Source organism: Oceaniglobus indicus (genome assembly GCF_002751875.1).
GTDB classification, from domain to species: domain Bacteria; phylum Pseudomonadota; class Alphaproteobacteria; order Rhodobacterales; family Rhodobacteraceae; genus Oceaniglobus; species Oceaniglobus indicus.
Window position 1 is genome coordinate 67,799 of record NZ_NMZM01000012.1, and the last position, 21,096, is coordinate 88,894.

15 protein-coding genes are annotated in these 21,096 nt (G+C 65.3%); 9 read left to right on the forward strand and 6 right to left on the reverse strand.

Features of this window, described 5'->3' with window-relative positions:
• Positions 1 to 123: 123 nt before the first annotated feature.
• Positions 124 to 618: a thioredoxin-dependent thiol peroxidase gene (gene bcp, locus CFP68_RS16360; RefSeq protein WP_099828022.1), complete on the reverse strand. Its 495-nt coding sequence runs from the start codon at positions 616 to 618 to the stop codon at positions 124 to 126.
• 89 nt (positions 619 to 707) lie between these two features.
• On the opposite strand from bcp, the gene CFP68_RS16365 reads away from it, so the two are divergent.
• The 6 genes from CFP68_RS16365 (at position 708) to uvrA (ending at position 11,448) form a co-directional block, all read left to right on the forward strand.
• On the forward strand, positions 708 to 4,049 hold the full coding sequence (locus tag CFP68_RS16365) for a YhdP family protein (RefSeq protein ID WP_099828023.1): 3,342 nt from the start codon (positions 708 to 710) through the stop codon (positions 4,047 to 4,049).
• A gap of 96 nt (positions 4,050 to 4,145) precedes the next feature.
• A complete protein-coding gene (gene queA, locus CFP68_RS16370) occupies positions 4,146 to 5,258 on the forward strand; it encodes a tRNA preQ1(34) S-adenosylmethionine ribosyltransferase-isomerase QueA (protein WP_099828024.1) in 1,113 nt (370 codons plus the stop codon).
• Positions 5,259 to 5,283: 25 nt separating this feature from the next.
• The gene (locus tag CFP68_RS16375; RefSeq protein ID WP_099828025.1) at positions 5,284 to 6,543 is read left to right on the forward strand and encodes an MFS transporter; all 1,260 of its coding nucleotides are present in this window, start codon (positions 5,284 to 5,286) and stop codon (positions 6,541 to 6,543) included.
• Between the two features lie 84 nt (positions 6,544 to 6,627).
• Positions 6,628 to 7,215 (forward strand): DUF924 family protein, encoded by a 588-nt coding sequence (locus tag CFP68_RS16380; protein WP_099828043.1) that lies wholly within the window; start codon positions 6,628 to 6,630, stop codon positions 7,213 to 7,215.
• Positions 7,216 to 7,284: 69 nt separating this feature from the next.
• On the forward strand, positions 7,285 to 8,475 hold the full coding sequence (locus CFP68_RS16385) for an MFS transporter (protein ID WP_099828026.1): 1,191 nt from the start codon (positions 7,285 to 7,287) through the stop codon (positions 8,473 to 8,475).
• 96 nt (positions 8,476 to 8,571) lie between these two features.
• On the forward strand, positions 8,572 to 11,448 hold the full coding sequence (gene uvrA, locus CFP68_RS16390; protein WP_099828027.1) for an excinuclease ABC subunit UvrA: 2,877 nt from the start codon (positions 8,572 to 8,574) through the stop codon (positions 11,446 to 11,448).
• 22 nt (positions 11,449 to 11,470) lie between these two features.
• On the opposite strand, the gene xth is transcribed toward uvrA, so the two are convergent.
• The 3 genes from xth to CFP68_RS16405 all read right to left on the reverse strand — a co-directional run bounded on the left by xth (position 11,471) and on the right by CFP68_RS16405 (position 13,078).
• Positions 11,471 to 12,250: an exodeoxyribonuclease III gene (gene xth, locus CFP68_RS16395; RefSeq protein ID WP_099828028.1), complete on the reverse strand. Its 780-nt coding sequence runs from the start codon at positions 12,248 to 12,250 to the stop codon at positions 11,471 to 11,473.
• A gap of 30 nt (positions 12,251 to 12,280) precedes the next feature.
• Entirely contained in the window at positions 12,281 to 12,679 is a 399-nt protein-coding gene (locus tag CFP68_RS16400) for a GtrA family protein (protein WP_145953474.1), read from the reverse strand.
• A gap of 66 nt (positions 12,680 to 12,745) precedes the next feature.
• Positions 12,746 to 13,078, reverse strand: a complete 333-nt coding sequence (locus CFP68_RS16405) for a HesB/IscA family protein (protein ID WP_099828030.1) — start codon at positions 13,076 to 13,078, stop codon at positions 12,746 to 12,748.
• A gap of 81 nt (positions 13,079 to 13,159) precedes the next feature.
• Between CFP68_RS16405 and CFP68_RS16410 the strand changes: the two genes are divergently transcribed.
• Both CFP68_RS16410 and CFP68_RS16415 read left to right on the forward strand, forming a co-directional pair.
• Positions 13,160 to 14,356 (forward strand): deoxyguanosinetriphosphate triphosphohydrolase, encoded by a 1,197-nt coding sequence (locus tag CFP68_RS16410; RefSeq protein WP_099828031.1) that lies wholly within the window; start codon positions 13,160 to 13,162, stop codon positions 14,354 to 14,356.
• A 120-nt stretch (positions 14,357 to 14,476) separates the two neighbouring features.
• On the forward strand, positions 14,477 to 17,383 hold the full coding sequence (locus CFP68_RS16415) for a response regulator (protein ID WP_099828032.1): 2,907 nt from the start codon (positions 14,477 to 14,479) through the stop codon (positions 17,381 to 17,383).
• 73 nt (positions 17,384 to 17,456) lie between these two features.
• Here the strand turns inward: CFP68_RS16415 and CFP68_RS16420 are convergent, their stop codons facing one another.
• Positions 17,457 to 17,924: a DUF411 domain-containing protein gene (locus CFP68_RS16420; protein WP_099828033.1), complete on the reverse strand. Its 468-nt coding sequence runs from the start codon at positions 17,922 to 17,924 to the stop codon at positions 17,457 to 17,459.
• 12 nt (positions 17,925 to 17,936) lie between these two features.
• Positions 17,937 to 20,204 carry a heavy metal translocating P-type ATPase gene (locus CFP68_RS16425; protein ID WP_169961487.1) on the reverse strand — a complete coding sequence of 756 codons (2,268 nt, stop codon included), beginning with the start codon at positions 20,202 to 20,204 and terminating at the stop codon, positions 17,937 to 17,939.
• 148 nt (positions 20,205 to 20,352) lie between these two features.
• Between CFP68_RS16425 and CFP68_RS16430 the strand changes: the two genes are divergently transcribed.
• Entirely contained in the window at positions 20,353 to 20,781 is a 429-nt protein-coding gene (locus CFP68_RS16430) for a MerR family transcriptional regulator (protein ID WP_099828045.1), read from the forward strand.
• Positions 20,782 to 21,096: the final 315 nt, after the last annotated feature.

A 21,096-nucleotide genomic window follows, 5' to 3' on the forward strand; every position in this document is an offset into this window, starting at 1 on the left:
AACTCCCTGACTGTGGGCGCTAAATTGCCCCGGCTTGGGCGGATTCTCGCCGACCGGTGCGACAATCGGTGCAGGTGCGGAACCCGCGGCGGATGGTCGAAAATGCCCGTCGGCACCGTTGCGTCATTCAACTTGGCCGTGTGCGCCGCCCGTCAATTCGCCCACCGCGGCCTGCACCTCATCGACGTGGCCGGGCACTTTCACCTTGCGCCAGACCTGCGCGATGGTGCCATCGGCCCCGACCACGAAGGTGGCGCGTTCGATGCCCATGAAGGTCTTGCCATACATTTTCTTCTCGACCCATACGCCATAGGCCGTGCACACCGCCGCGTCCTCGTCCGAAAGCAGGGCGATCGACAGGTCGTGCTTGTCGCGGAACCGGTCGTGCTTGGCCACGCTGTCCGCGGAAATCCCCAGCACCGTTGCGCCGCGCGCGGCAAAATCGGCGGCCTTTTCGCTGAAGTCGATGGCTTCGCGGGTGCAGCCGGGCGTGTCATCGCGCGGATAGAAATAAACCACGACCGGGGCGCCGGCCAGATCGGCCAGACTGACCGTGCCGCCGCCGTCGCGGGGCAGGGTGAAATCGGGTGCCTTCTGGCCTGTCAGGGGGTCGGTCATGGCGACGTGATCTCCGGCTGGTGGATTGGCGGTTTCGTTTACCGCCCGCAGGGGCGAAGATAAAGGCCGTCAGGGAAACGGATCGGACGATGGCGCGACACGGCGCGGGGACAGGGGGGGCGACCCCGCAACAAAGACATGCGCGCGGCCACACTGCCGCGCGCCCGCGCCGTCCCGTGCGTCGCACCGTGATGTTCTTCTTTCGCTGGACCTTCCGCGCGGTGTTGCTGACGATCCTGCTGGCCCTGGGGTTGTGGATCGTCAGCGGCCGTGAACTGCCGCTGCCCGGCTGGATCACCGCGCGCGTCGAGATGCGGATGAACGAGGGGCTGGAACTGGGCTCGGTCGGGCTGGGCGGGATGTCGTTCGTCCTGGACGGTGACGGCGTGCCGCGTCTCAGCCTGCTGGATGTGACGCTGCGCAACACCGACGGCAGCGATATCGCGAACCTCGAACGGGTGCAGGCCGCCTTTGACCCGGGGGCGTTGCTGGCGCGCCGCATCGCGCCGCGCACCCTGCGGCTGGACGGGGCCGATGTGAGGATCCGGCGCGACGCGGAGGGTGGGTTCGAATTGTCGTTCGGATTGGTGCCGCGGCAATTTCCCGGTATCGCCGCCATCCTGAACGTCGCGGACCGGTTGTTCGCCGAGGGCGCGCTGGACCGGCTGGACGGGATCGAGATCGCGGGGCTGGACGTCACGCTGGAGGATGCGCGATCGGCCCGGGTCTGGTCGATCGACGATGCCACGCTCAGCCTGCGGCCCGAGACCCGCGGCCTGAACCTGATGCTGAACGCCGAGGTGTTCAACGGCACCGACGATCTGGCACGGCTGGCGCTGTCGATGCGCACCTTCCGCGATGGTGGGCGGGCGGCGATCATCGCCAACATCGATGGGGTCGATGCCCGCGACATCGCGGTTCAGACGCCCGCGCTGGCCTTCCTGTCGCTGCTGGATGCGCCGATTTCGGGGGCTTTGCGGGCCACGCTGACGCAATCGGGCGCCTTGGCCGATCTGGCCGGAACGCTTGAGATCGGCGCCGGCCTGCTGACCCCGGCGGGGCAGGGCGCGCCGCTGCGGTTCGACAACGCCAAGGCCTATTTCGACTACTCCGCGGCGGCGCAAAAGGTGACCTTTTCGCAGATCGCGGTAGAAGGCGAACACCTGAGCCTGCAGGCCCGCGGCCAGGCCTATCTGCGCAACATCGATTCGCGGGGCCGTCCCGGCGCGCTGGTGACGCAGCTTTCGCTGGACAGCCTGCGCATCCCGCCCCTGGGGTTCTTCCAGGGGCCGGTGACGTTCGATCAGGGATCGGCCGATGTGCGCCTGCGGCTGAACCCCTTCGGCGTCGATATCGGCCAACTGGTGCTGAGCGAGGACACCGACACCGGCCGGCGCGATTATGTCATGCAGGGTCAGGCGGATGCGCGGCCGGATGGCTGGCACCTGGCGCTGGACTTCAAGACCGATACCGTGCCGGTGGCGCGTGGCTATGACTTCTGGCCGGTCCCCGTCGCCGCAAAAACGCGACAGTGGCTGACCGAGAACATTTCAGGCGGCCGGCTGTTCAACGTCGCCGGCGGATTGCGCAAGTCGCCGGGCGCGAAGCCGGAACTGGCCGTGACCTTCGGATTCGACGGCGCGTCGGTGCGGTATCTGCGTGACATGCCGCCGATCACCGGTGCCACCGGATATGCGGCGGTGGGCGATCACCGGTTTTCGCTGACACTGGACGCGGGGCAGGTCGCCGCGTCGCCGCAGCGCGTCATCGACGTCGCCGGTTCGACGCTGGTCGTGCCCGACACCCGGCAAAAACCGGCCCGCGGCGAGATTTCGGTGCGCACCGACAGTGATCTGACGGCGCTGATGACCCTGCTGCGCGGCCCGCCCCTGAACGTGATGGCCGACAGTGCGCTGGGCCCGGACCTGGCCGAGGCGCACGCAAGGATGCAGGCCGACCTGGGGCTGGTGTTCGCGAAGGGGCAGACGCCCGACGATATCGACCTGGCGGTCGAGGGCACCCTGGACAACCTGACATCGACCACGCTGATACCCGGCCGCACGCTGGCCGCGCGGCAGCTGGCGGTCACGGTCGGGCGCGAAGCGGTCGTGGTGTCGGGCGATGCGACGCTGGACGGGGTGGCGGCCAGCGGGCGCTGGCGGCTGGACCGGGTGCCAGGCGGCGGCGGCGCAAGCCGCGTGAACGCGCAGGTCGAGCTGAGCGCCGACGCGGTGCGCCGCCTGGGGATCGCACTGCCCGAGGGCAGCGTTTCGGGGCGCGGCACCGGTGCTCTGACCGTCGACCTGGCGAAAGGGCAGCCGCCGCGCCTGACGCTGACCAGCGATCTTGCCGGGATCGGCCTGTCGCTGGATGCGCTGGGTTGGTCCAAGGCCCGTTCCACAAAGGGCGCGCTGGAGGTCGCCGCGACCCTTGGCGCAACCCCGGTGGTGGATCGCATCACGCTGGCCGCGCCCGGCCTGGACGCCGCGGGCCGCATCAGCCTGCGCCCCGATGGCGGCGGGCTGAAACAGGCGTCGTTCCAGCGTGTGCGCCTGAACGGCTGGCTGGACGCGCCCGTCGTTCTGACCGGGCGCGGCAAGGGCGTGCCGCCCGCCGTGGCGGTCAACGGCGGAGCGGTCGATTTCAGACGCGCGATCAAGGGTCTCGGCGGCAGCCGCGGCGGTGCGGGCGGCCCGCGCGGGCCCATAGCGTTGAATCTGGACCGTCTGGAAATGACCGAGGGGATCGCGCTGACCGGCGTGGTCGCGCGGCTGGCGGCCGGGCGCGCCACCAGCGGCGGCTTTTCCGCCCGCATCAACGGCGGCACCCCGGTTCAGGGCGAACTGGCGGGGGGGCCGCGCGGCGTCACCGTGCGCCTGCGCGCCAACGACGCCGGTGGCGTGCTGCGCGATGCGGGTCTGGTGAAGAACGCCTATGACGGGCCGATGAACCTGCTGTTGCAGCCCACCGGCGATCCCGGCACCTATGACGGCACGTTGGAGGTCGGGCGGATCCGCATCCGCGGCGCCCCGGCCATCGCCGACCTGTTGGGCGCGATTTCGGTGGTCGGCCTGCTGGAACAGCTGAACGGCGACGGATTGGTGTTCGATCGCACCCAGGCCAGTTTCCGGCTGACCCCGGCCCAGGTGATCCTGTATCAGGGCAGTGCCACCGGCGCGTCGCTCGGCATCTCGCTGGACGGGGTTTACCGGTTGGCGGACAAGCGGATCGACATGCAGGGGGTGATCTCGCCGATCTACCTGCTGAACGGGATCGGCGCGATCTTGACGCGGCGCGGCGAGGGGTTGTTCGGGTTCAACTTCACCCTCAGGGGAGCCGCAGCGCGACCGGCGGTTTCGGTCAATCCGCTGTCGATCCTGACGCCCGGGATGTTTCGCGAGCTGTTCCGCCGCCCGCCGCCCACGCGGTGACCGTGCGCCCGGGGCGAGGGTTCGGAAGATGAGTATTTGGATCGGTAAGAAGCAGGGGCGGTTGACGCCCTGCGGACGGAGTTCCAGAAGGGCGCCATGAAACTGTCCGATTTCGATTTCGATCTGCCCGAAGACCTGATCGCCACGCGACCGGCGCGCCCACGGTCGTCGGCGCGGCTTTTGGTGGCGGACGGTGATGCGATCACCGATGCACGTGTCACCGACCTGGCGACATGGCTGCGGCCTGGCGACCGGTTGGTTCTGAACGATACCAAGGTGATTCCCGCCCGCCTGAGCGGTCAGCGGTTCCGCGACGGGGCCGAAGGCCATCGCGCCGCGAAGATCGAGGTGACGCTTCTGGATCCTGCGCCGGACGGCAGGTGGCGCGCCTTGCTGAAGCCGCTGCGCAAGATCCGCGACGGCGAGGAGATCGTGTTTTCCGACGGTTTGGCGGCGCGGCTGGTGTCGCGCGACGCGGGCACTGCAACGCTGGCGTTCAATGTCACGGGGGCGGCGTTCGATGCGGCGCTCGAGGCCGCGGGGCAGATGCCGCTGCCGCCCTATATCGCCGCGCGGCGGCCCGCCGATGCGCAGGATCGCGAGGATTACCAGACGCTGTGGGCGCGCCACGCGGGGGCGGTGGCGGCGCCGACGGCCTCGTTGCATTTCGACGATGCGGTGATGGACGCGCTGGCGGCCCGGGGGGTCGATCTGACCCATGTGACGCTGCATGTCGGCGCGGGAACCTTCCTGCCGGTCAAGGTGGATGACATCGCCGATCACAGGATGCACGCGGAATGGGGCGCCGTCAGCCCGGCCGCCGCGGCCGAGATCAACGCCACCAGGGCCGCCGGTGGGCGCGTCATTCCGGTCGGCACCACGGCGCTGCGCCTGATCGAAAGCGCGGCCATCGGGCCCGGTGAAATCGCACCATGGACCGGCGAGACCGATATCTTCATCACGCCCGGCTTTGAATTTCGGATTGCCGACGCGCTGATGACCAACTTCCATCTGCCAAGATCGACGCTGATGATGCTGGTGTCGGCTTTGATGGGGCCGGAACGGATCCGCCGGATCTATGCCCATGCGATTGCCGAGCGCTATCGCTTTTTCTCTTACGGGGACGCGTCGCTTCTGTTACCGCCCGCCAACGGCGGGCGTCGGGCGGACGGTGATCCGGCATCGACGGGCCAGGCCCGGCGGCCATAGGGCCCAAATCGGAGGCGAAACGCAGATGATTCAGGTTATACGCACATCCTGGCCGCTGTTCCTGGGCATGGGTCTGCTCATGGTCGGAAACGGCCTTCAGGGAACGCTTTTGGGTGTTCGCGGCAGCATCGAGGGATTCTCGACCTTCGAGATGTCCGTGGTGATGTCTGCCTATTTCGTCGGGTTCCTCGGCGGATCGCGGATCGCGCCCGAGATGATCCGGCGGGTGGGGCATGTGCGCGTGTTTGCCGCACTCGGCTCGTTCATTTCGGCCATTCTCATCCTGTATCCGTCGATTGCCGACCCCTGGGTCTGGACCGGGTTGCGGGTTCTGATCGGGTTCTGTTTTTCGGCCGTCTATGTCACCGCCGAAAGCTGGCTGAACAATGCCGCGACCAATGAAACGCGCGGCCAGTCGTTGTCGCTCTACATGATCGTTCAGATGCTCGGCATCATCTCGGCCCAGGGGATCGTCGTGCTGGGGGATCCTTCGGGGTTCATCCTGTTCGTCATTCCATCGGTCCTGGTGTCGATCTCGTTCGCGCCCATTCTGCTTTCGGTCAACCCGACGCCCGCCTTCGACACGACAAAACCGATGAGCCTGAAAACCCTTTATGCGGTGTCGCCGACGGGGTGTGTCGGGATGTTCCTGCTGGGCGGGGTGATTTCCGCACAGTTCGGCATGGCCGCCGTCTATGGTGCGCAGGCCGGGCTGAGCGTGCCGCAGATTTCGCTGTTCATTGCGATGATCTATGTCGGCGGCCTGGTCATCCAGTTTCCGGTGGGGTGGTTGTCTGACCGCTTTGATCGCCGGGTGCTGATCTGTTCGACCGCTCTGGTCGGATCGGCGGCGACGATGGTCGGTGCCGTTCTGGGCGCCGAATTCGCAACGCTTCTGATCGTCGGATTCGTGATCGGGGGGGTGGCCAACCCGCTGTATGCGCTGTTGATCGCCTATACCAACGATTATCTCGAGGCCGAGGATATGGCCGCTGCATCGGGCGGCTTGCTGTTCATCAACGGGATCGGCGCCGTTGCCGGCCCGTTGATCGTCGGCTGGATGATGAGCGTGATCGGGCCGGCCGGGTTCTGGGTGTTCATGTCCACCTTGATGCTGATCCTCGGGGTCTATTGTCTGTATCGCATGACCCAGCGCGCGTCGCCGGATGAAACCTCGGCCTATGTCGCCGTTCTGCCGTCGTCGTCCGCCGTTGTTCTGGAGGCGGCGCAGGAATGGGCCGTCGAACATGCCGAAGAGGTGCGTGCAGATGACGCTGCTGCCTGACACGCCTTCGCGCGCCATGCCTTGTCATCGCATCGTTTCTTTGCAACGCTCAACGCGGGGGAAGCGATGAGGGAGCGCGTGGCGATGTCGACACCGGACGAGATACTGACCTATTGGCTGGACGAGGTCGGGCCGAAGAAGTGGTATGACAGTTCCGCCAAGCTGGATGCCGATATTCGGGATCGGTTCCTGGATGACTGGGAAGCATCGCAGAAGGGCGGGCTGGACCATTGGCTGACCTCGCCCTCGGGCACGCTGGCCTATATCATTCTGAACGATCAGTTCCCGCGCAACATGTTCCGCGACACCGCAAAGGCGTTCTCGTCCGATGCGGCGGCGATGGCCGCCGCCAAGATGGCCATCGCGCGCGAATGGGACATGAAGATCGATCCGCCTGCGCGACAGTTCTTCTACATGCCGCTGATGCATTCCGAATGCCTGACCGATCAGGAACGGTCGGTGCGCCTGTTTGCCAAGCGCATGGAGGCGGGGGGCAGCAATCTTCTGCATGCGCGGGCACACCGCGAGGTGATCCGCCGCTTCGGGCGGTTCCCGTATCGCAACGCCGCCTTGGGGCGGTCGATGAATGACAAGGAACGCGTCTTCACCGACGAAGGCGGATATGGCGCGGTGGTCAGCGAGATCCGGTCGGGCGGCGCGACGTCGGGCTGAATGCGGCGGGGCAGGCGATGACGGCCGTCGGATGCCGCTTGCCGGCTGCGCCATTGTCGCGATGACGCCATGAAATCCATCACCATGGACGCGCCGGACATATCCGCGGGCGGGTTACCGTTGGATGGTTTGGCAAAGACCGACTGGCTGCGCATTGCGCTTCTGTTCCTGGCCGGCCTGTTGGCGGCCGCCCAGTTCAGCAAGGTCGCGCTGACCCTTGCACAGCACGCCCAGATGTTCGGGCGCGATGTCGCGTCGGTTGCGGTGCTGGTGTCGTTGACCAGCGTGGCCGGCGTGATCTTCGGGGCGAGCGCGGGAATGATCGTCGCGCGTTTCGGTGCGCGTTCGATGTTGGTCGGCGCGCTTGTCCTGGGCGGCGCGGTGTCGATGCTGCAGGCCGCGGAGCCGGCTTATCCGGTCTATTTCAGTTCGCGACTGGTCGAAGGGTTCTCGCACCTCGTGATCGTCGTCGCCGCCCCCACGGCGATGATCGCCGCGGCCCGGACGCAGGATCAGGGCATCGTCATGGGGATCTGGGGCATGTTCTTTGGGGTGTCCTTTGCCGTGTCCGCCATGATCTTTCCCGGCTTGCTGCGGATTGACGGACTTGGAACCATACTTGCCGGTCACGGCATGGCGCTGTGGTTTTTGGCGGTCGCGCTCTGGTGGCGGCTGCCGCCCGGCGCGCGAAAGGCGGGGCCGATCGGGCGCGGCCTGCTGGCCGAGCACGTGGCGATCTATCGCGATCCGCATACGGTTGCACCGGCGCTGATCTTCCTCTGGCATACCTTGTCCTTCGTCGCGCTGTTGACCCTGGCGCCGCCCTTGATGGGATGGGGCGGCACCGCCTTGCCGTTGATGTCGTTGGGCGGCACGTTCCTGGCCGGCGCGCTGAGCCGGCTGATCGATCCGCTTCGCCTGGCCATCCTGGCGTTCATCGCGTCGGGCGGCACGGCGGCCGCCCTGGTCGTTTGGCCCCAATCCGCGACCCTTGTGGTTTGCTATTTCTGCCTCAACGGCCTTGTTCCGGGGGCCAGTTTTGCCGCAATTCCGGCGCTGAACGCGTCGGGACCGTCGCGCGCGCGGGCCAGCGGGGCGCTGGCGCAGGTGGGCAACATCGGCACGGCATTCGGCACACCGTTTTTCGCTATGACCCTGGCGAACGGAATGTCCGGCCTGTTCACGCTTGCGGCGTGTCTGTGTGCGGTCGGGGCCCTTTCCATTGTCCTTATCCACAGGAACATGGCCGGCAAGACGTAAAGAAATGGTAAAAGTTCGTGAAATGTTCCAGCGGACGGGTGGCAGACGGCCAGGATACGACTATGTAACCCGCGTTGCTTCAAGGACAGGTGGCCCATGCCCGAACAGAAGATGATCGAGGTGCGCGGCGCGCGCGAACACAATCTGAAATCGATCGACGTCGATATTCCGCGTGACCAGCTGGTGGTCATCACCGGCCTGTCGGGATCGGGCAAGTCGTCTCTGGCGTTCGATACAATCTATGCCGAGGGGCAGCGGCGGTATGTCGAATCCCTGTCGGCCTATGCGCGCCAATTCCTTGATATCATGCAAAAACCGGACGTCGATCATATCAGCGGTCTGTCTCCGGCGATCAGCATTGAACAGAAGACGACATCGAAGAACCCGCGCTCGACCGTTGGCACGGTGACCGAGATCTACGACTACATGCGCCTGTTGTTCGCGCGGGCGGGCACACCGTTTTCGCCGGCCACCGGCCTGCCCATCGAGGCGCAGCAGGTGCAGGACATGGTCGACCGCGTGATGGCCATGGAGGAGGGAACCCGCGGTTATCTGCTGGCCCCGATCATTCGGGATCGCAAGGGTGAATACCGCAAGGAATTTCAGGACCTTCGCAAGCAGGGGTTCCAGCGGGTCAAGGTCGATGGTGCGTTTTACGAGCTGGACGAGCCGCCGACGCTGGACAAGAAGTTCCGCCACGACATCGACGTCGTCGTCGACCGCCTGGTCGTGCGCGAGGGCCTGGAAACCCGCCTGGCCGACAGTTTCCGCACCGCGTTGGACCTGGCGGATGGCATCGCGATCCTGGAAACCGCCCCCGCGGCGGCCGACGACGGCGAAACGCCCGAGCCCGAGCGTTTCACCTTTTCCGAGAAATTCGCCTGTCCGGTCAGCGGCTTCACGATCCCCGAGATCGAGCCCCGCCTGTTCTCGTTCAATGCGCCGTTCGGCGCCTGTCCGGTGTGTGACGGGCTGGGGGTCGAGCTGTTCTTCGACGAACGGCTGGTGGTGCCCGATCAGAACCTGAAGATTTCCGACGGCGCGCTGGCGCCCTGGCGCAAGGGCAAGTCGCCGTATTTCCTGCAAACGATCGAGGCGATGGCAAAACACTATGGCTTCAAGCAATCGGCCAAGTGGAAGGATCTGCCCGAACACGTCCAGCAGGCGTTCCTGCACGGCTCGGGCAAGGACGAGATCGCCTTCCGCTATGACGAAGGCGGCCGGGTCTATAACGTGTCGCGCCCGTTCGAGGGGGTGATCCCGAATATGCAACGGCGTTATCGGGAGACCGACAGCACCTGGATCCGCGAAGAATTCGAACGCTATCAGAACAACCGCCCCTGCGGTGCCTGCAACGGATACCGCCTGCGGCCCGAGGCGCTGGCGGTCAAGATCGCCGGATTGCATGTGGGCGAAGTGGTGCAGATGTCGATCCGCGAGGCTTACGACTGGACCCTTGCGGTGCCCGAAAAGCTGTCGAAGCAGAAGAACGAAATCGCGCGGGCGATCCTGAAGGAGATCCGCGAGCGCCTCGGATTCCTGAACAACGTCGGGCTGGAATACCTCACCCTGTCGCGCAATGCGGGCACGTTGTCGGGTGGCGAATCCCAGCGGATCCGGCTGGCATCACAGATCGGTTCGGGCCTGACCGGCGTTCTCTATGTGCTGGACGAGCCGTCCATCGGCCTGCACCAGCGTGACAATGACCGCCTGCTGGATACGCTGAAGAACCTGCGGGATCAGGGTAATACCGTTATCGTGGTGGAACACGACGAAGAGGCGATCCGCGAGGCGGATTATGTCTTTGACATCGGCCCCGGCGCGGGCACCCATGGCGGGCAAGTGGTGGCCAAGGGCACGCCGGCCGACATCATGGCCGACGCCAATTCGCTGACCGGTCAATACCTGACAGGGGCGCGCGAAATTCCGGTGCCGGCCGAACGGCGCAAGGGCAACAAGAAGAAGGTGACGGTGGTCGAGGCCAGCGGCAACAACCTGCGCGATGTCACGGTCGATTTCCCTCTGGGGCTTTTCCTGTGTGTTTCGGGCGTTTCCGGGGGTGGCAAATCCACCCTGACCATCGAAACCCTGTTCAAGACGGCATCGATGCGGCTGAACGGCGCGCGCCAGACGCCCGCGCCGTGCCAGACGATCAAGGGGTTGGAGCATCTGGACAAGGTCATCGACATCGACCAACGCCCCATCGGGCGGACTCCGCGTTCGAATCCGGCGACGTACACCGGGGCGTTCACACCGATCCGCGACTGGTTCGCTGGTCTGCCCGAAGCCAAGGCCCGTGGCTACAAGCCGGGACGCTTCAGCTTCAACGTCAAGGGCGGGCGTTGCGAGGCATGCCAAGGCGACGGGGTCATCAAGATCGAGATGCATTTCCTGCCCGACGTCTATGTCGAATGCGAGACCTGCAAGGGCGCGCGATACAATCGAGAAACTTTGGAAATTCAGTTCAAGGGCAAGAGCATATCGGACGTTCTTGACATGACGGTTGAAGATGCGCAGGAGTTTTTCAAGGCCGTCCCGACGATCCGCGAGAAGATGGATGCGCTGATGCGCGTCGGCCTGGGCTATATCAAGGTCGGGCAACAGGCGACGACCCTGTCGGGTGGCGAGGCGCAGCGCGTGAAACTGTCCAAGGAACTGGCCAAGCGGTCAACGGGTCGAACCCTGTATATCCTGGACGAGCCGACGACCGGCCTGCACTTTGACGATGTGCGCAAGCTGCTGGAGGTGCTGCATGAACTGGTGGACCAAGGCAACTCGGTTGTCGTGATCGAACATAACCTGGACGTGATCAAGACCGCGGACTGGATCATCGACATCGGTCCCGAGGGTGGCGATGGCGGCGGTCAGGTGGTGGCGACGGGAACGCCTGAACAGGTTGCGGCGACCGAAGCCAGTCACACGGGCCGCTATCTCAAGCCGATGCTGGAAGCGCGCAAGGTGGCGGCGGAATAGCGCCCGCCACCTTCAGCCGGCTTCACGCGTCCAGGTCGACCCAGACAGGCACATGGTCCGACGGTTTTTCGCGCCCGCGCACGTCGGTTTCGATCCAGCAGTTTCGCATCAGGTCGGCGCATTGCGGTGTCAGCAGAAAGTGATCGATGCGGATGCCATCGTTCTTGTTCCAGGCGCCGGCCTGGTAGTCCCAGAACGAATAGTGGCCCGGTCCCTGGACACGGGCGCGGAAAGCTTCGGTATAGCCGAGGTTCAGGATCCGCCGGAACGCCGCGCGGCTGTCGGGCAGGGCCAGCGCATCCTTGCGCCAGGCGTCGGGGCGGGCGGCGTCGATGTCTTGCGGGATGACGTTGTAGTCCCCGGCCATCAGCGCCGGTTCCTCGGCCTTCAGCAGCTCCACCGCCCGCGCGTGAAGCCGCTCCATCCATGCCAGCTTGTAGTCGTATTTCGGCCCCGGCGCCGGGTTGCCATTGGGCAGATACAGCCCGCAAATCCGCACCGCCCGCCTGCCCACCACGGTCGCCTCGATCCAGCGGGCCTGTTCGTCGGCGTCGTCACCGGGCAGGCCGCGCGTCACGTCTTCCAGCGGCAGTTTCGACAGGATCGCCACGCCGTTGAACGATTTCTGACCGTGGGTTTCGACGTTGTATCCCATGTCCTCGAAATGGTCGCGGGGGAAATTCTCGTCCACCGACTTGATCTCTTGCAGGATGGCGACATCGGGCGTCTGTTCGGTCAGCCAATCGGACAACGCGCCGATGCGCGCCTTGATACCGTTGATGTTGAAGGTCGCGATCTGCATGGGATGCTCCGGCTTGGGGTCGCAGCGTTTCTAGGCGGTGGGGGCGCGGAAGACCAGAAACTTGGCGCCCAGAAAGTTGAGCAGCAACCCACAGGAGGATCCGGCCACCAGCGCGACCATCGCGTGTTCCGCCGAGCGCCCCCAAAGCGAGACGATCAACGCGAAGACGGCATAATTCAAAAGTGCGCCGCCGCTTTGCACCACGCCATAGCGCAACCCTTCGCGTGCCTGTGCGCGCTTGCTGCCCCGCGCGCGCCGGGCGGAAAAGGTCCAATGGCGGTTGATTTGCCACGTCGCCAGCCCCGCGGCGGCGACCGATGCGATGCGCACAATCAGCGGGTCGAACCCGAACCGGATGCCCAGAAGCAAAAGACCGGCGTCAACGGTGAAACCGACACCGCCCACCATACAGAACCGAATGAATTGCACGTATGGCACTCTTGTTGCGAACGGTGCCTGTTCGGCCCGTGTCGGGTCAGTCGATCACGACAGGATTTACATCGAAAAGGACGTGCCGCAGCCGCAGGAGGACGAGGCGTTGGGATTTTCGATCACGAAACGCGCACCGATCAGTTCTTCCGAGAAGTCGATCACGGCATTGGCCAGAAACGGCAGCGAGACGGAATCGACCAGAACTTTCTGGCCGGCCTTCTCGAGCACCAGATCATCTTCGGCGGGCGCGTCCAGCTTGATCTCATACTGGAACCCCGAGCATCCGCCGCCTTCCACCGCGACGCGCAGGGACTGCGGCGTTCCGGTGTCTTCGGCGATCTCGGCCAAGCGGGCAAAGGCGCGGTCGGTGACTTTCGGCGGCAGGTTGAGGTCCATGGTACGGCCTTTCGCGGTTCCGTTTCGGGTGTTGTCACAATATATGGGTTTGATGACGTCCTCACAAGAACGGCCATCGACATGACCGCGCCTTTCGCCTCATCGCCCGCAGACAGCCGTGGCAGATTGTTCGCCGAAGACGAAAGCGCATTCCGCAGCTGTTTTCAACGCGATCGTGACCGCATCATCCACGCCAGCGCCTTTCGCCGGCTCAAGCACAAGACCCAGGTGTTCATCGAACACGAGGGCGATTATTTCCGCACCCGGCTGACCCATTCGATCGAGGTGGCACAGGTGGCGCGCACGATCGCCGGTGTTCTGGGTCTGAACGGCGAATTGACCGAAGCCATCGCGCTGGCCCACGACCTGGGGCATCCACCGTTCGGGCATACGGGCGAAGAAGCGTTGCAGGCGCTGATGGAACCCTATGGCGGGTTCGATCACAACGCCCAGGCGATCCGCATCGTCACCTCGCTCGAGCGGCATTACGCCGAATTCGACGGGCTGAACCTGACCTGGGAAACACTGGAAGGCATCGCCAAGCACAACGGTCCGGTTGTCGGCGATATTCCCTATGCGCTGGCCGACTATAACGCGCGCCACGATCTGGAACTGCACAGCTATGCCAGCGCCGAGGCGCAGGTGGCCGCGCTGGCAGATGATATCGCCTATAACAACCACGACCTGCATGACGGCTTGCGGGCCGAATTGTTCGACACTGACGAACTGGCCCGGATGCCGCTGCTGGATCGCTGTTTCGCGCGGGTCGACACGAAATATCCCGGCCTGAACTATTACCGCCGCCGCCACGAGGCGCTGCGCCGGTTCTTCGGCCTGCTGGTCGAGGACGTGATCGAACAGGCCCGCGCCGCGCTGGCTGACCTGAACCCGCAAAGCGCGCAGGACGTGCGCGATGCCGGGCGTCCGGTGGTGCGGTTTTCCGATGGTGTCTGGGCCGATCTGAAGGTGATCCGGCAGTTCCTGTTCGAACGGATGTATCGCGCACCGCCGGTCGTGGAGATGCGGCGCGAGGTGACCCGCAAGATCGACGATCTGTTCCCGCTGTTCATGACGCGCACCGATCTGTTGCCCAAGCAATGGCGCAAGGATGTGGCCGATGCCGCGGACGACACCGCGCTGGCGCGGATCGTCGCGGATTACATCGCCGGCATGACCGACCGTTTCGCGATCCAGAGCCACGTTCAGCTTCTCGGCGGCGAAGCCCTGGGTTCGGCGATGTCCAGCCCGCACCGGTTGGGCGAACGTCTGGCCGACTAGGCGCACGCCGCAAGCGATCTTTGGTGGTGGCGGGCGCATTTTCCTGATGAAACCCTCTGCGTCCGTAGGGTATGAATTTCGTGTAAAGGCAGACCCTTCAAGGTTGGTGGATGAGGACCCATGCAAGTTGATCTGAATGCTCTCTTCGCGAACGCGCCGTCGCCCTATGTTCTGCTTGATACCGACCTGCGCATGATCTGGGCCAACGACGCCTATCTGAAGGTGACGGGCCGGGGGCAGGACGCGGTGATCGGGCATCTCATGTCCGATGTCTTCCCGGCGCCGGCCACATCGGTGTCCGAACAGATGTTGCAAGGGTCGTTCCGCCGTGTGTTCGAGACGGGGCAGGCCGATCATCTGCCGCTGATCCCCTATCCCATCAAGACCGAGGATGGTCACGAGGCCCAGCGATACTGGAGCGCGACCCACACCCCGATCCTGGACGATCACGGCCGCGTCGAATTCATCCTGCAAAACACCGTCGAAGTGACCGACCTGGTCCAGGGCGAACCGGTGGCGCAACCCGAAAACTATGCCCGCAGCGCGGCCCTCATGCATCGCGCGGAAGCGGTGGCCACCGAAAACCTGGCGCTTGGAAAGATGACCGAGTTTTTCCAGTCGGCGTTCGATCATGCGCCCAGTTTCATGGCAACGCTGAGCGGGCCGGATCACGTCTTTCAGATCGTGAACCAGGCCTATACCGACCTGATCGGCGGCCGCGACGTGATCGGCCTGCCCGCCCGCGTGGCGTTGCCCGATGTCGAAGGGCAGGGGTTCTTCGAACTGCTCGATCGGGTCTATCAAACGAGCGAGCCGGTCTCGTTCACCGAGATGCCGGTGAATATCCAGACCTCGCCGGAGGCCCGCCCCGAGCAGCGCTTCGTCGATTTCATCTTTCACCCGCTGAACGACGACTCGGGCACGCCGACGGGGATTTTCGTGCAGGGTCACGATGTCACCGCCCAGATCAACGCGCAAGCCGAGCTTACCGCGCGGCGCGACAAGTTCCGCATCATGGCGCAGACGATGCCGATCCATGTCTGGACCGCCGAAAAGGACGGCGGGCTGAACTGGCTGAACGACCGGCTGTATGAATTCACGGGGCACAAGGAAGGCGAACTTTACGGCGCCGACTGGGTCAAGGTCCTGCACCCCGACGACCTGGACGCGGCGTCCACCAAGTGGCAGGCGGCCATCCGCGAGGCTGTCGCCTACGAGGCCGAGTTTCGCGTCCGCAAGTTCGACGGCACCTATCGCTGGCATATCGTGCGCGCGTCGCCCTTGCGCACGAACGATGGAACATTGACCGGCTGGGTCGGCACCAACACCGATATCGAGGAACGCAAGACCGTCGAGGCAGAGGTCGCCCGGGTGAACGCGACGCTGGAAGCCCGGGTGGAACGCCGGAACCGCGAGCTGGAGGAGTTGCACGCGGCGCTGCGCCAAAGCCAGAAGCTCGAGGCGATCGGCGCGCTCGCCGGGGGAATCGCCCACGATTTCAACAACCTGCTTCAGATCATGCTGGGCAACCTGCAATTCGCGATGCGCAACATCCCGTCCGACTCGGCCGCCTGGTCGCGTCTGGATCAGGCCATGCGCAGCGTCGAACGCGGTGCCACGCTGGCGTCGCAGTTGCTGTCGTTCGCCCGCAAGCAGGCTCTGGCCCCGGTGGTCACGGATCTGAGCCGGCTGGTGAACGGCACCACCGAGATCCTGAGCAGCGCCATCGGCGAGGGGGTCGCGCTTGAGACACAATGTGCCGACGGTCTGTGGAACACCAGCATCGATCGCAACAGCATGGAAAACGCCCTTTTGAACCTGGCGATCAACGCGCGCGATGCGATGGACGGGCAGGGGAAGCTGACGATCGACCTGACCAACGCGGATCTGGACGAAGCCTTTGCGCGCACCCACCCCGATGCCGCGCCCGGCGAATACGTTCGCCTGGCGATCACCGACACCGGTTGCGGCATGGCGCCCGAAACGCTCGAACGTATATTCGAGCCGTTCTTCACCACCAAACCCGATGGCCAGGGCACCGGGTTGGGCCTGTCGATGGTTTACGGTTTTGCCAAGCAATCCGGAGGCCACGTCACGATCGACAGCACGGTCGGGGTCGGCACGACCATCAGCATCTATCTGCCCCGGTCGCTGGAGGATGCGCAATCGAAGGGCCCCGCCCAGGACGCCGAACTGATCGGCGGGTCGGAAACGATCCTGCTGGTCGAGGACGACGACGAGGTGCGCGATGTCGCATACGGCATGTTGACCGATCTGGGGTATCATGTGCTGCGGGCATCGGACGGCGAACAGGCGCTGGAGCTGATCGCAAAACATGACGACATCGATCTTCTGCTGAGCGACGTCGTCATGCCGGGTGAGACGAACGGTCAGGCGCTGGCGGAAAAAATGCGTGCGTTGCGCCCGCACGTGCCGGTTCTGTTCACCTCGGGCTATGTGCAGGACACGATCGTCGATGATGGGCGGCTGAACGATGGGGTTCAGCTGATCGGCAAGCCCTATACGCAACAGCAATTGGCACAGAAGATCCGCGAGGTTCTGGGAGCCGACGGCACCGCCATCCCCGCGAGAACCACCGAGGCGGCTGGCGTTTTCGAGCAATCCGAAATCAAGCCCAGGCCCGTGCCCCGCGGCCTGCGTGTTCTGATCTGCGAGGATGACGTGCTGATCCGTCTCGACATGGCGGATGAGTTGCGCGACGCCGGTTATGACGTGCTGGAAGCCGCAAGCGCGCGCGATGCGCTCGCGTGTTTGCGGGCCGAGCGTGTGGACGTGCTGATCACCGACGTCGGATTGCCCGACGGCACGGGTGAAGAACTGGCCCAGGACGCACGGGCGGTGAACGCGGACCTGCCGGTGGTCTTTGCGACCGGCGACATCGATGTGCCCTCGGCCGAAACGCTGGGCAACTGCCAGGTGTTGAGCAAGCCGTTCACCGGGGCCACATTGCTGGGCGCGATCGAAAGGTTTTTCAATGCAAAACCGGCGGTTGCGGCGCATTCCTGACAGATGACTTCAAGCGTTGCGGCAAGAGGGCGCGCATCAATGCCCTCGCGTCGACCCACGCCCCATTGCCGCTTCATGCGGCCTCGTAATGGGTGAACACCTCCGTGCTGCCATCGCGCCGGATCAGGAACACATCATAGGCGTCGCGCCGGTCTTCCGGCCCCATGCCCGGCGATCCATAGGGCATGCCGGGCACGGTAAGGCCGATGGCATCGGGGCGTTCGGCCAGAAGCCTGCGGATGTCCGCCGTCGGCACGTGCCCTTCGATCATGTAACCCTCGATCTCGCCGGTGTGGCACGAGGTCATGTTCTGGGGGATGCCATGATCCAGCTTGTGGCGCATCATCAGGGTGCCGAAACTGCGTTCGGTGGTGACGGTGAAGCCATCGTTCCTGAGGATCTCGATCCAGGCGGTGCAACAGCCGCAATTCGGATCCTTCAGAACGTGGATCGACAGCGGAGCCTGCGCCAGCCCGCCAAAGGGGGCCATGGCCACAAAGCCGGCGGTCAGGGCGATCATCGAGCGTCGGGTGAGGATCATCGGAGGTTCCTTTCAGGGTGTCGCGGTTACGGAATTGGTGCGGGGCGTGTGCCCCTGAACCGGCGAGCTGTCGGAGGGTCGGTAGAACAACAGCCGCAGGGCGTTCATCGTGACCAGCACGGTGGCGCCGGTATCGGCAAGGATCGCGATCCACAGGCCGGTGATACCGAACACCGTCGTCACAAGGAAGACCGCCTTCAACCCCAGCGCGATGACGATGTTCTGGCGGATATTCGCCATGGCCGCGCGCGACAGGCGGATCGTGGCCGCCACGTCGGTTACGCGGTTGCGCAGGATGGCGGCGTCGGCCGTCTCCAGCGCCACGTCGGTGCCCGACCCCATGGCGACGCCGACATGGGCGGCGGCCAGCGCGGGGGCATCGTTGATGCCGTCACCGATCATCATCACGCGGGCGTCGGTGGTCAGGTCGCGGATCGCCGCCACCTTGTCTTCGGGCAGAAGCCCGGCCCGGTGCCCGATCCCCAATCCGCCGGCGATGGCCTGGGCAGTGCGCGGATTGTCCCCGGTCAGCATGATCGACGAAATGCCAAGGCTGCGCAGTGCCGCGACCGCCTCGGCCGCGTCGGCGCGGGGTTCATCGCGCAAGGCGATCAGGCCCTGCGCCACGTCATCGCGCAACACGATCACCACGGTCTTGCCCTCGGCTTCCAGCGCGGCCGTGCGATCGCCGAGATCGTCCTTCAGCGCGCCCCGCTCGCCGGCCAGCCGGGGTGAGCCGACACAGACGGTCGCGCCATCGATCAAGGCTTCGGCCCCCTTGCCGGGCAAGGCGCGCGCGCCCGTGGCCGGGGCCGCGTTGATGCCGCGCCGGTCCGCTTCGGCACAGATCGCCTGGCCCAGCGGATGGCTGGCGCCACTTTCGACACCCGCAGCAAGCGCCAGCAGGTCGGCCTCGTGTCCGTCCAGCACCGACAGGTCGGTGACGCGGGGCTTGCCGTGCGTCAGGGTTCCGGTCTTGTCGAAGGCGACGTGGGTGGTGCGCGCGGCCGCCTCGACCACCGCGCCGCCCTTCATCAACAGACCGTTGCGCGCCCCGGTCGAAAGGGCCGAGGTGATCGAGGCCGGCACGGAGATCACCAGCGCGCAGGGGCAGCCGATCAGCAGAAGCGCCAGCGCCCGATAGACCCATTCGCCCCAAGCCTGTCCAAACGCCAGCGGCGGAACGATCGCCACCAGAACCGCGGCACCGACGACGGCCGGCATGTAGACCCGGCTGAAGCGGTCGATGAAGCGTTCGGTGGGGGCGCGCGCGCTTTCGGCCTCTTCGACAAGGCGCACGATGCGGGCGATGGTGTTGTCCTCGGCCGCTTTGGTGACGCGCACGCGAAGCAACGCCTCGGTGTTGATCGACCCTGCAAAGACCTGGGCGCCGCTTTCCTTCAGGATCGGGACGCTTTCGCCGGTCACCGGGCTTTCGTCGACGCCGGATATTCCGGCGATCACCTCGCCGTCGCAGGGCACGCGGTCGCCCGGACGGACCTGGACGACCTGACCGACCGCCAGTTTCGCGGCCGAAACCGCGCGCGTCCGGCCGTCGGCCTCAAGCTGCGCGGTCCGTGGCACCAGCCGGGACAGCGCGCGGATGCTGTCGCGGGCCTTGCCCGCCGAGATGCCTTCCAGAAGCTCGCCCACGGCGAACAGGAACACGACCAGTGCGGCCTCTTCCGCCTCGCCGATCACCAGCGCGCCGCCCGCAGCGATCGTCATCAGCATCTCGATGGTGAAGGGCATGCCGGCACGGGCCATCGCGACAGCCCGCGCCGCCACGGGGGCAAGGCCGATCAGCGTGGCGAGGACAAAACCCCAGAGGGCGATCTCGGCCGGCAGGACAAGGCGGGCACCCCACGCCGCCGCCAACAGCGCCCCGGTGCCGATGACCAAACGCCCCTTTGGCGTCTGATACCATCTGGCGACGGGTGGCTGATCGGGCGACGCCGACGCGTTGTCGGCATTGTCGCCGGCGCCGGCGTCGGCAACGGGGAATGCCCCTTCGGGCAGCACGAAGCCGCCCTTGGGCCTTTCCGGCGCCGCCCCCTTGGGCGCGATGCCGAAGCCGACCCGGCGCACGGCCTTCTCGACGGCCTCGGGCGAGGTCTGAGCGGCATCCAGCGTCAGGCGCAACCGTTCGGCCATCAGCGCGACATCGACATCCGCGATGCCGGGCAGGCGTTCGACCGCGCCCCGCACCTTGGCCGCGCAGGATCCGCAATCCATGCCCGTCACGCGCCATTCGCGTTGCTCAGTGGTGGCGTCGACCATGTTGGCGCTCCGTTGTGATTCCCGATCAACAATGGATATACAATCTACAGCGACTGTAGGTTCAAGGCGCAGTGCGAAAATTTCCGAATTGTCCGTCCGGGTGCAGGGCCCGCGGGCGCGGCAACCGAAGAACGGGGGAGAAAGCGACATGTTTTCCATCGGCACACTTGGCCGGCGGACGGGCACAAAGGTGCAGACGATCCGCTATTATGAACAGATCGGCCTGATGCCGGAACCGGGCCGAACGGACGGCGGCCAGCGACGGTATGAAGATGTCGCGCTGGATCGTCTTGCGTTCATCCGCCACGCGCGCGAGCTTGGCTTTTCGCTGGGGGCGATACGGGAGTTGCTGGAGCTGTCGGACAGCCCGGAACGGTCGTGCGCGCAGGTCGATGCGGTGGCGCAGAAACAGCTGAGCGACGTCGAGGCTCGGATCGCCCGGCTCGAGGCGCTGAGGGGCGAGTTGCAGCGGATGATCCGTGAATGCAACGCCGACCGCGTCGCCGATTGTCGTATCCTCGAAGTGCTGCGCGACCACGAGAAGTGCCTGGCCGATCACGGACGTCCCGACGCCTGAACCGACCGCGCCCATTCATCCCCTGCGCTGGCCGTCGCGGCCCGGGGAAGTCTGTCACCTGTCCGGCTTTGCCTTGGCCGATGTGCCGCGCGACGAAGATCGCCGGCACCGTTTCTAACTTGAAAGAAGACACCGAGGGCAATCATGCCACGCCGGTGGCTCATCGGGTAAGCTACCCCCCGAAATTCGGACACTGACATAAGCTACGATATGCAGTCTGCTGATCTTCAACACCAAGGAGATTACAGATGTCTAAACGCAAGCAGCATGCGCCGGAGTTCAAGGCGAAGGTCGCGCTGGAGGCCTTAAAGGGCG

Bases quoted from the DNA above. Each gene is read 5' to 3' on its own strand.
- bcp (WP_099828022.1), bottom strand. From the start codon at position 618: ATGACCGACCCCCTGACAGGCCAGAAGGCACCCGATTTCACCCTGCCC.
- CFP68_RS16365 (WP_099828023.1), top strand. From the start codon at position 708: ATGGCGCGACACGGCGCGGGGACAGGGGGGGCGACCCCGCAACAAAGA.
- queA (WP_099828024.1), top strand. From the start codon at position 4,146: ATGAAACTGTCCGATTTCGATTTCGATCTGCCCGAAGACCTGATCGCC.
- CFP68_RS16375 (WP_099828025.1), top strand. From the start codon at position 5,284: ATGATTCAGGTTATACGCACATCCTGGCCGCTGTTCCTGGGCATGGGT.
- CFP68_RS16380 (WP_099828043.1), top strand. From the start codon at position 6,628: ATGTCGACACCGGACGAGATACTGACCTATTGGCTGGACGAGGTCGGG.
- CFP68_RS16385 (WP_099828026.1), top strand. From the start codon at position 7,285: ATGAAATCCATCACCATGGACGCGCCGGACATATCCGCGGGCGGGTTA.
- uvrA (WP_099828027.1), top strand. From the start codon at position 8,572: ATGCCCGAACAGAAGATGATCGAGGTGCGCGGCGCGCGCGAACACAAT.
- xth (WP_099828028.1), bottom strand. From the start codon at position 12,250: ATGCAGATCGCGACCTTCAACATCAACGGTATCAAGGCGCGCATCGGC.
- CFP68_RS16405 (WP_099828030.1), bottom strand. From the start codon at position 13,078: ATGGACCTCAACCTGCCGCCGAAAGTCACCGACCGCGCCTTTGCCCGC.
- CFP68_RS16410 (WP_099828031.1), top strand. From the start codon at position 13,160: ATGACCGCGCCTTTCGCCTCATCGCCCGCAGACAGCCGTGGCAGATTG.
- CFP68_RS16415 (WP_099828032.1), top strand. From the start codon at position 14,477: ATGCAAGTTGATCTGAATGCTCTCTTCGCGAACGCGCCGTCGCCCTAT.
- CFP68_RS16420 (WP_099828033.1), bottom strand. From the start codon at position 17,924: ATGATCCTCACCCGACGCTCGATGATCGCCCTGACCGCCGGCTTTGTG.
- CFP68_RS16425 (WP_169961487.1), bottom strand. From the start codon at position 20,204: ATGGTCGACGCCACCACTGAGCAACGCGAATGGCGCGTGACGGGCATG.
- CFP68_RS16430 (WP_099828045.1), top strand. From the start codon at position 20,353: ATGTTTTCCATCGGCACACTTGGCCGGCGGACGGGCACAAAGGTGCAG.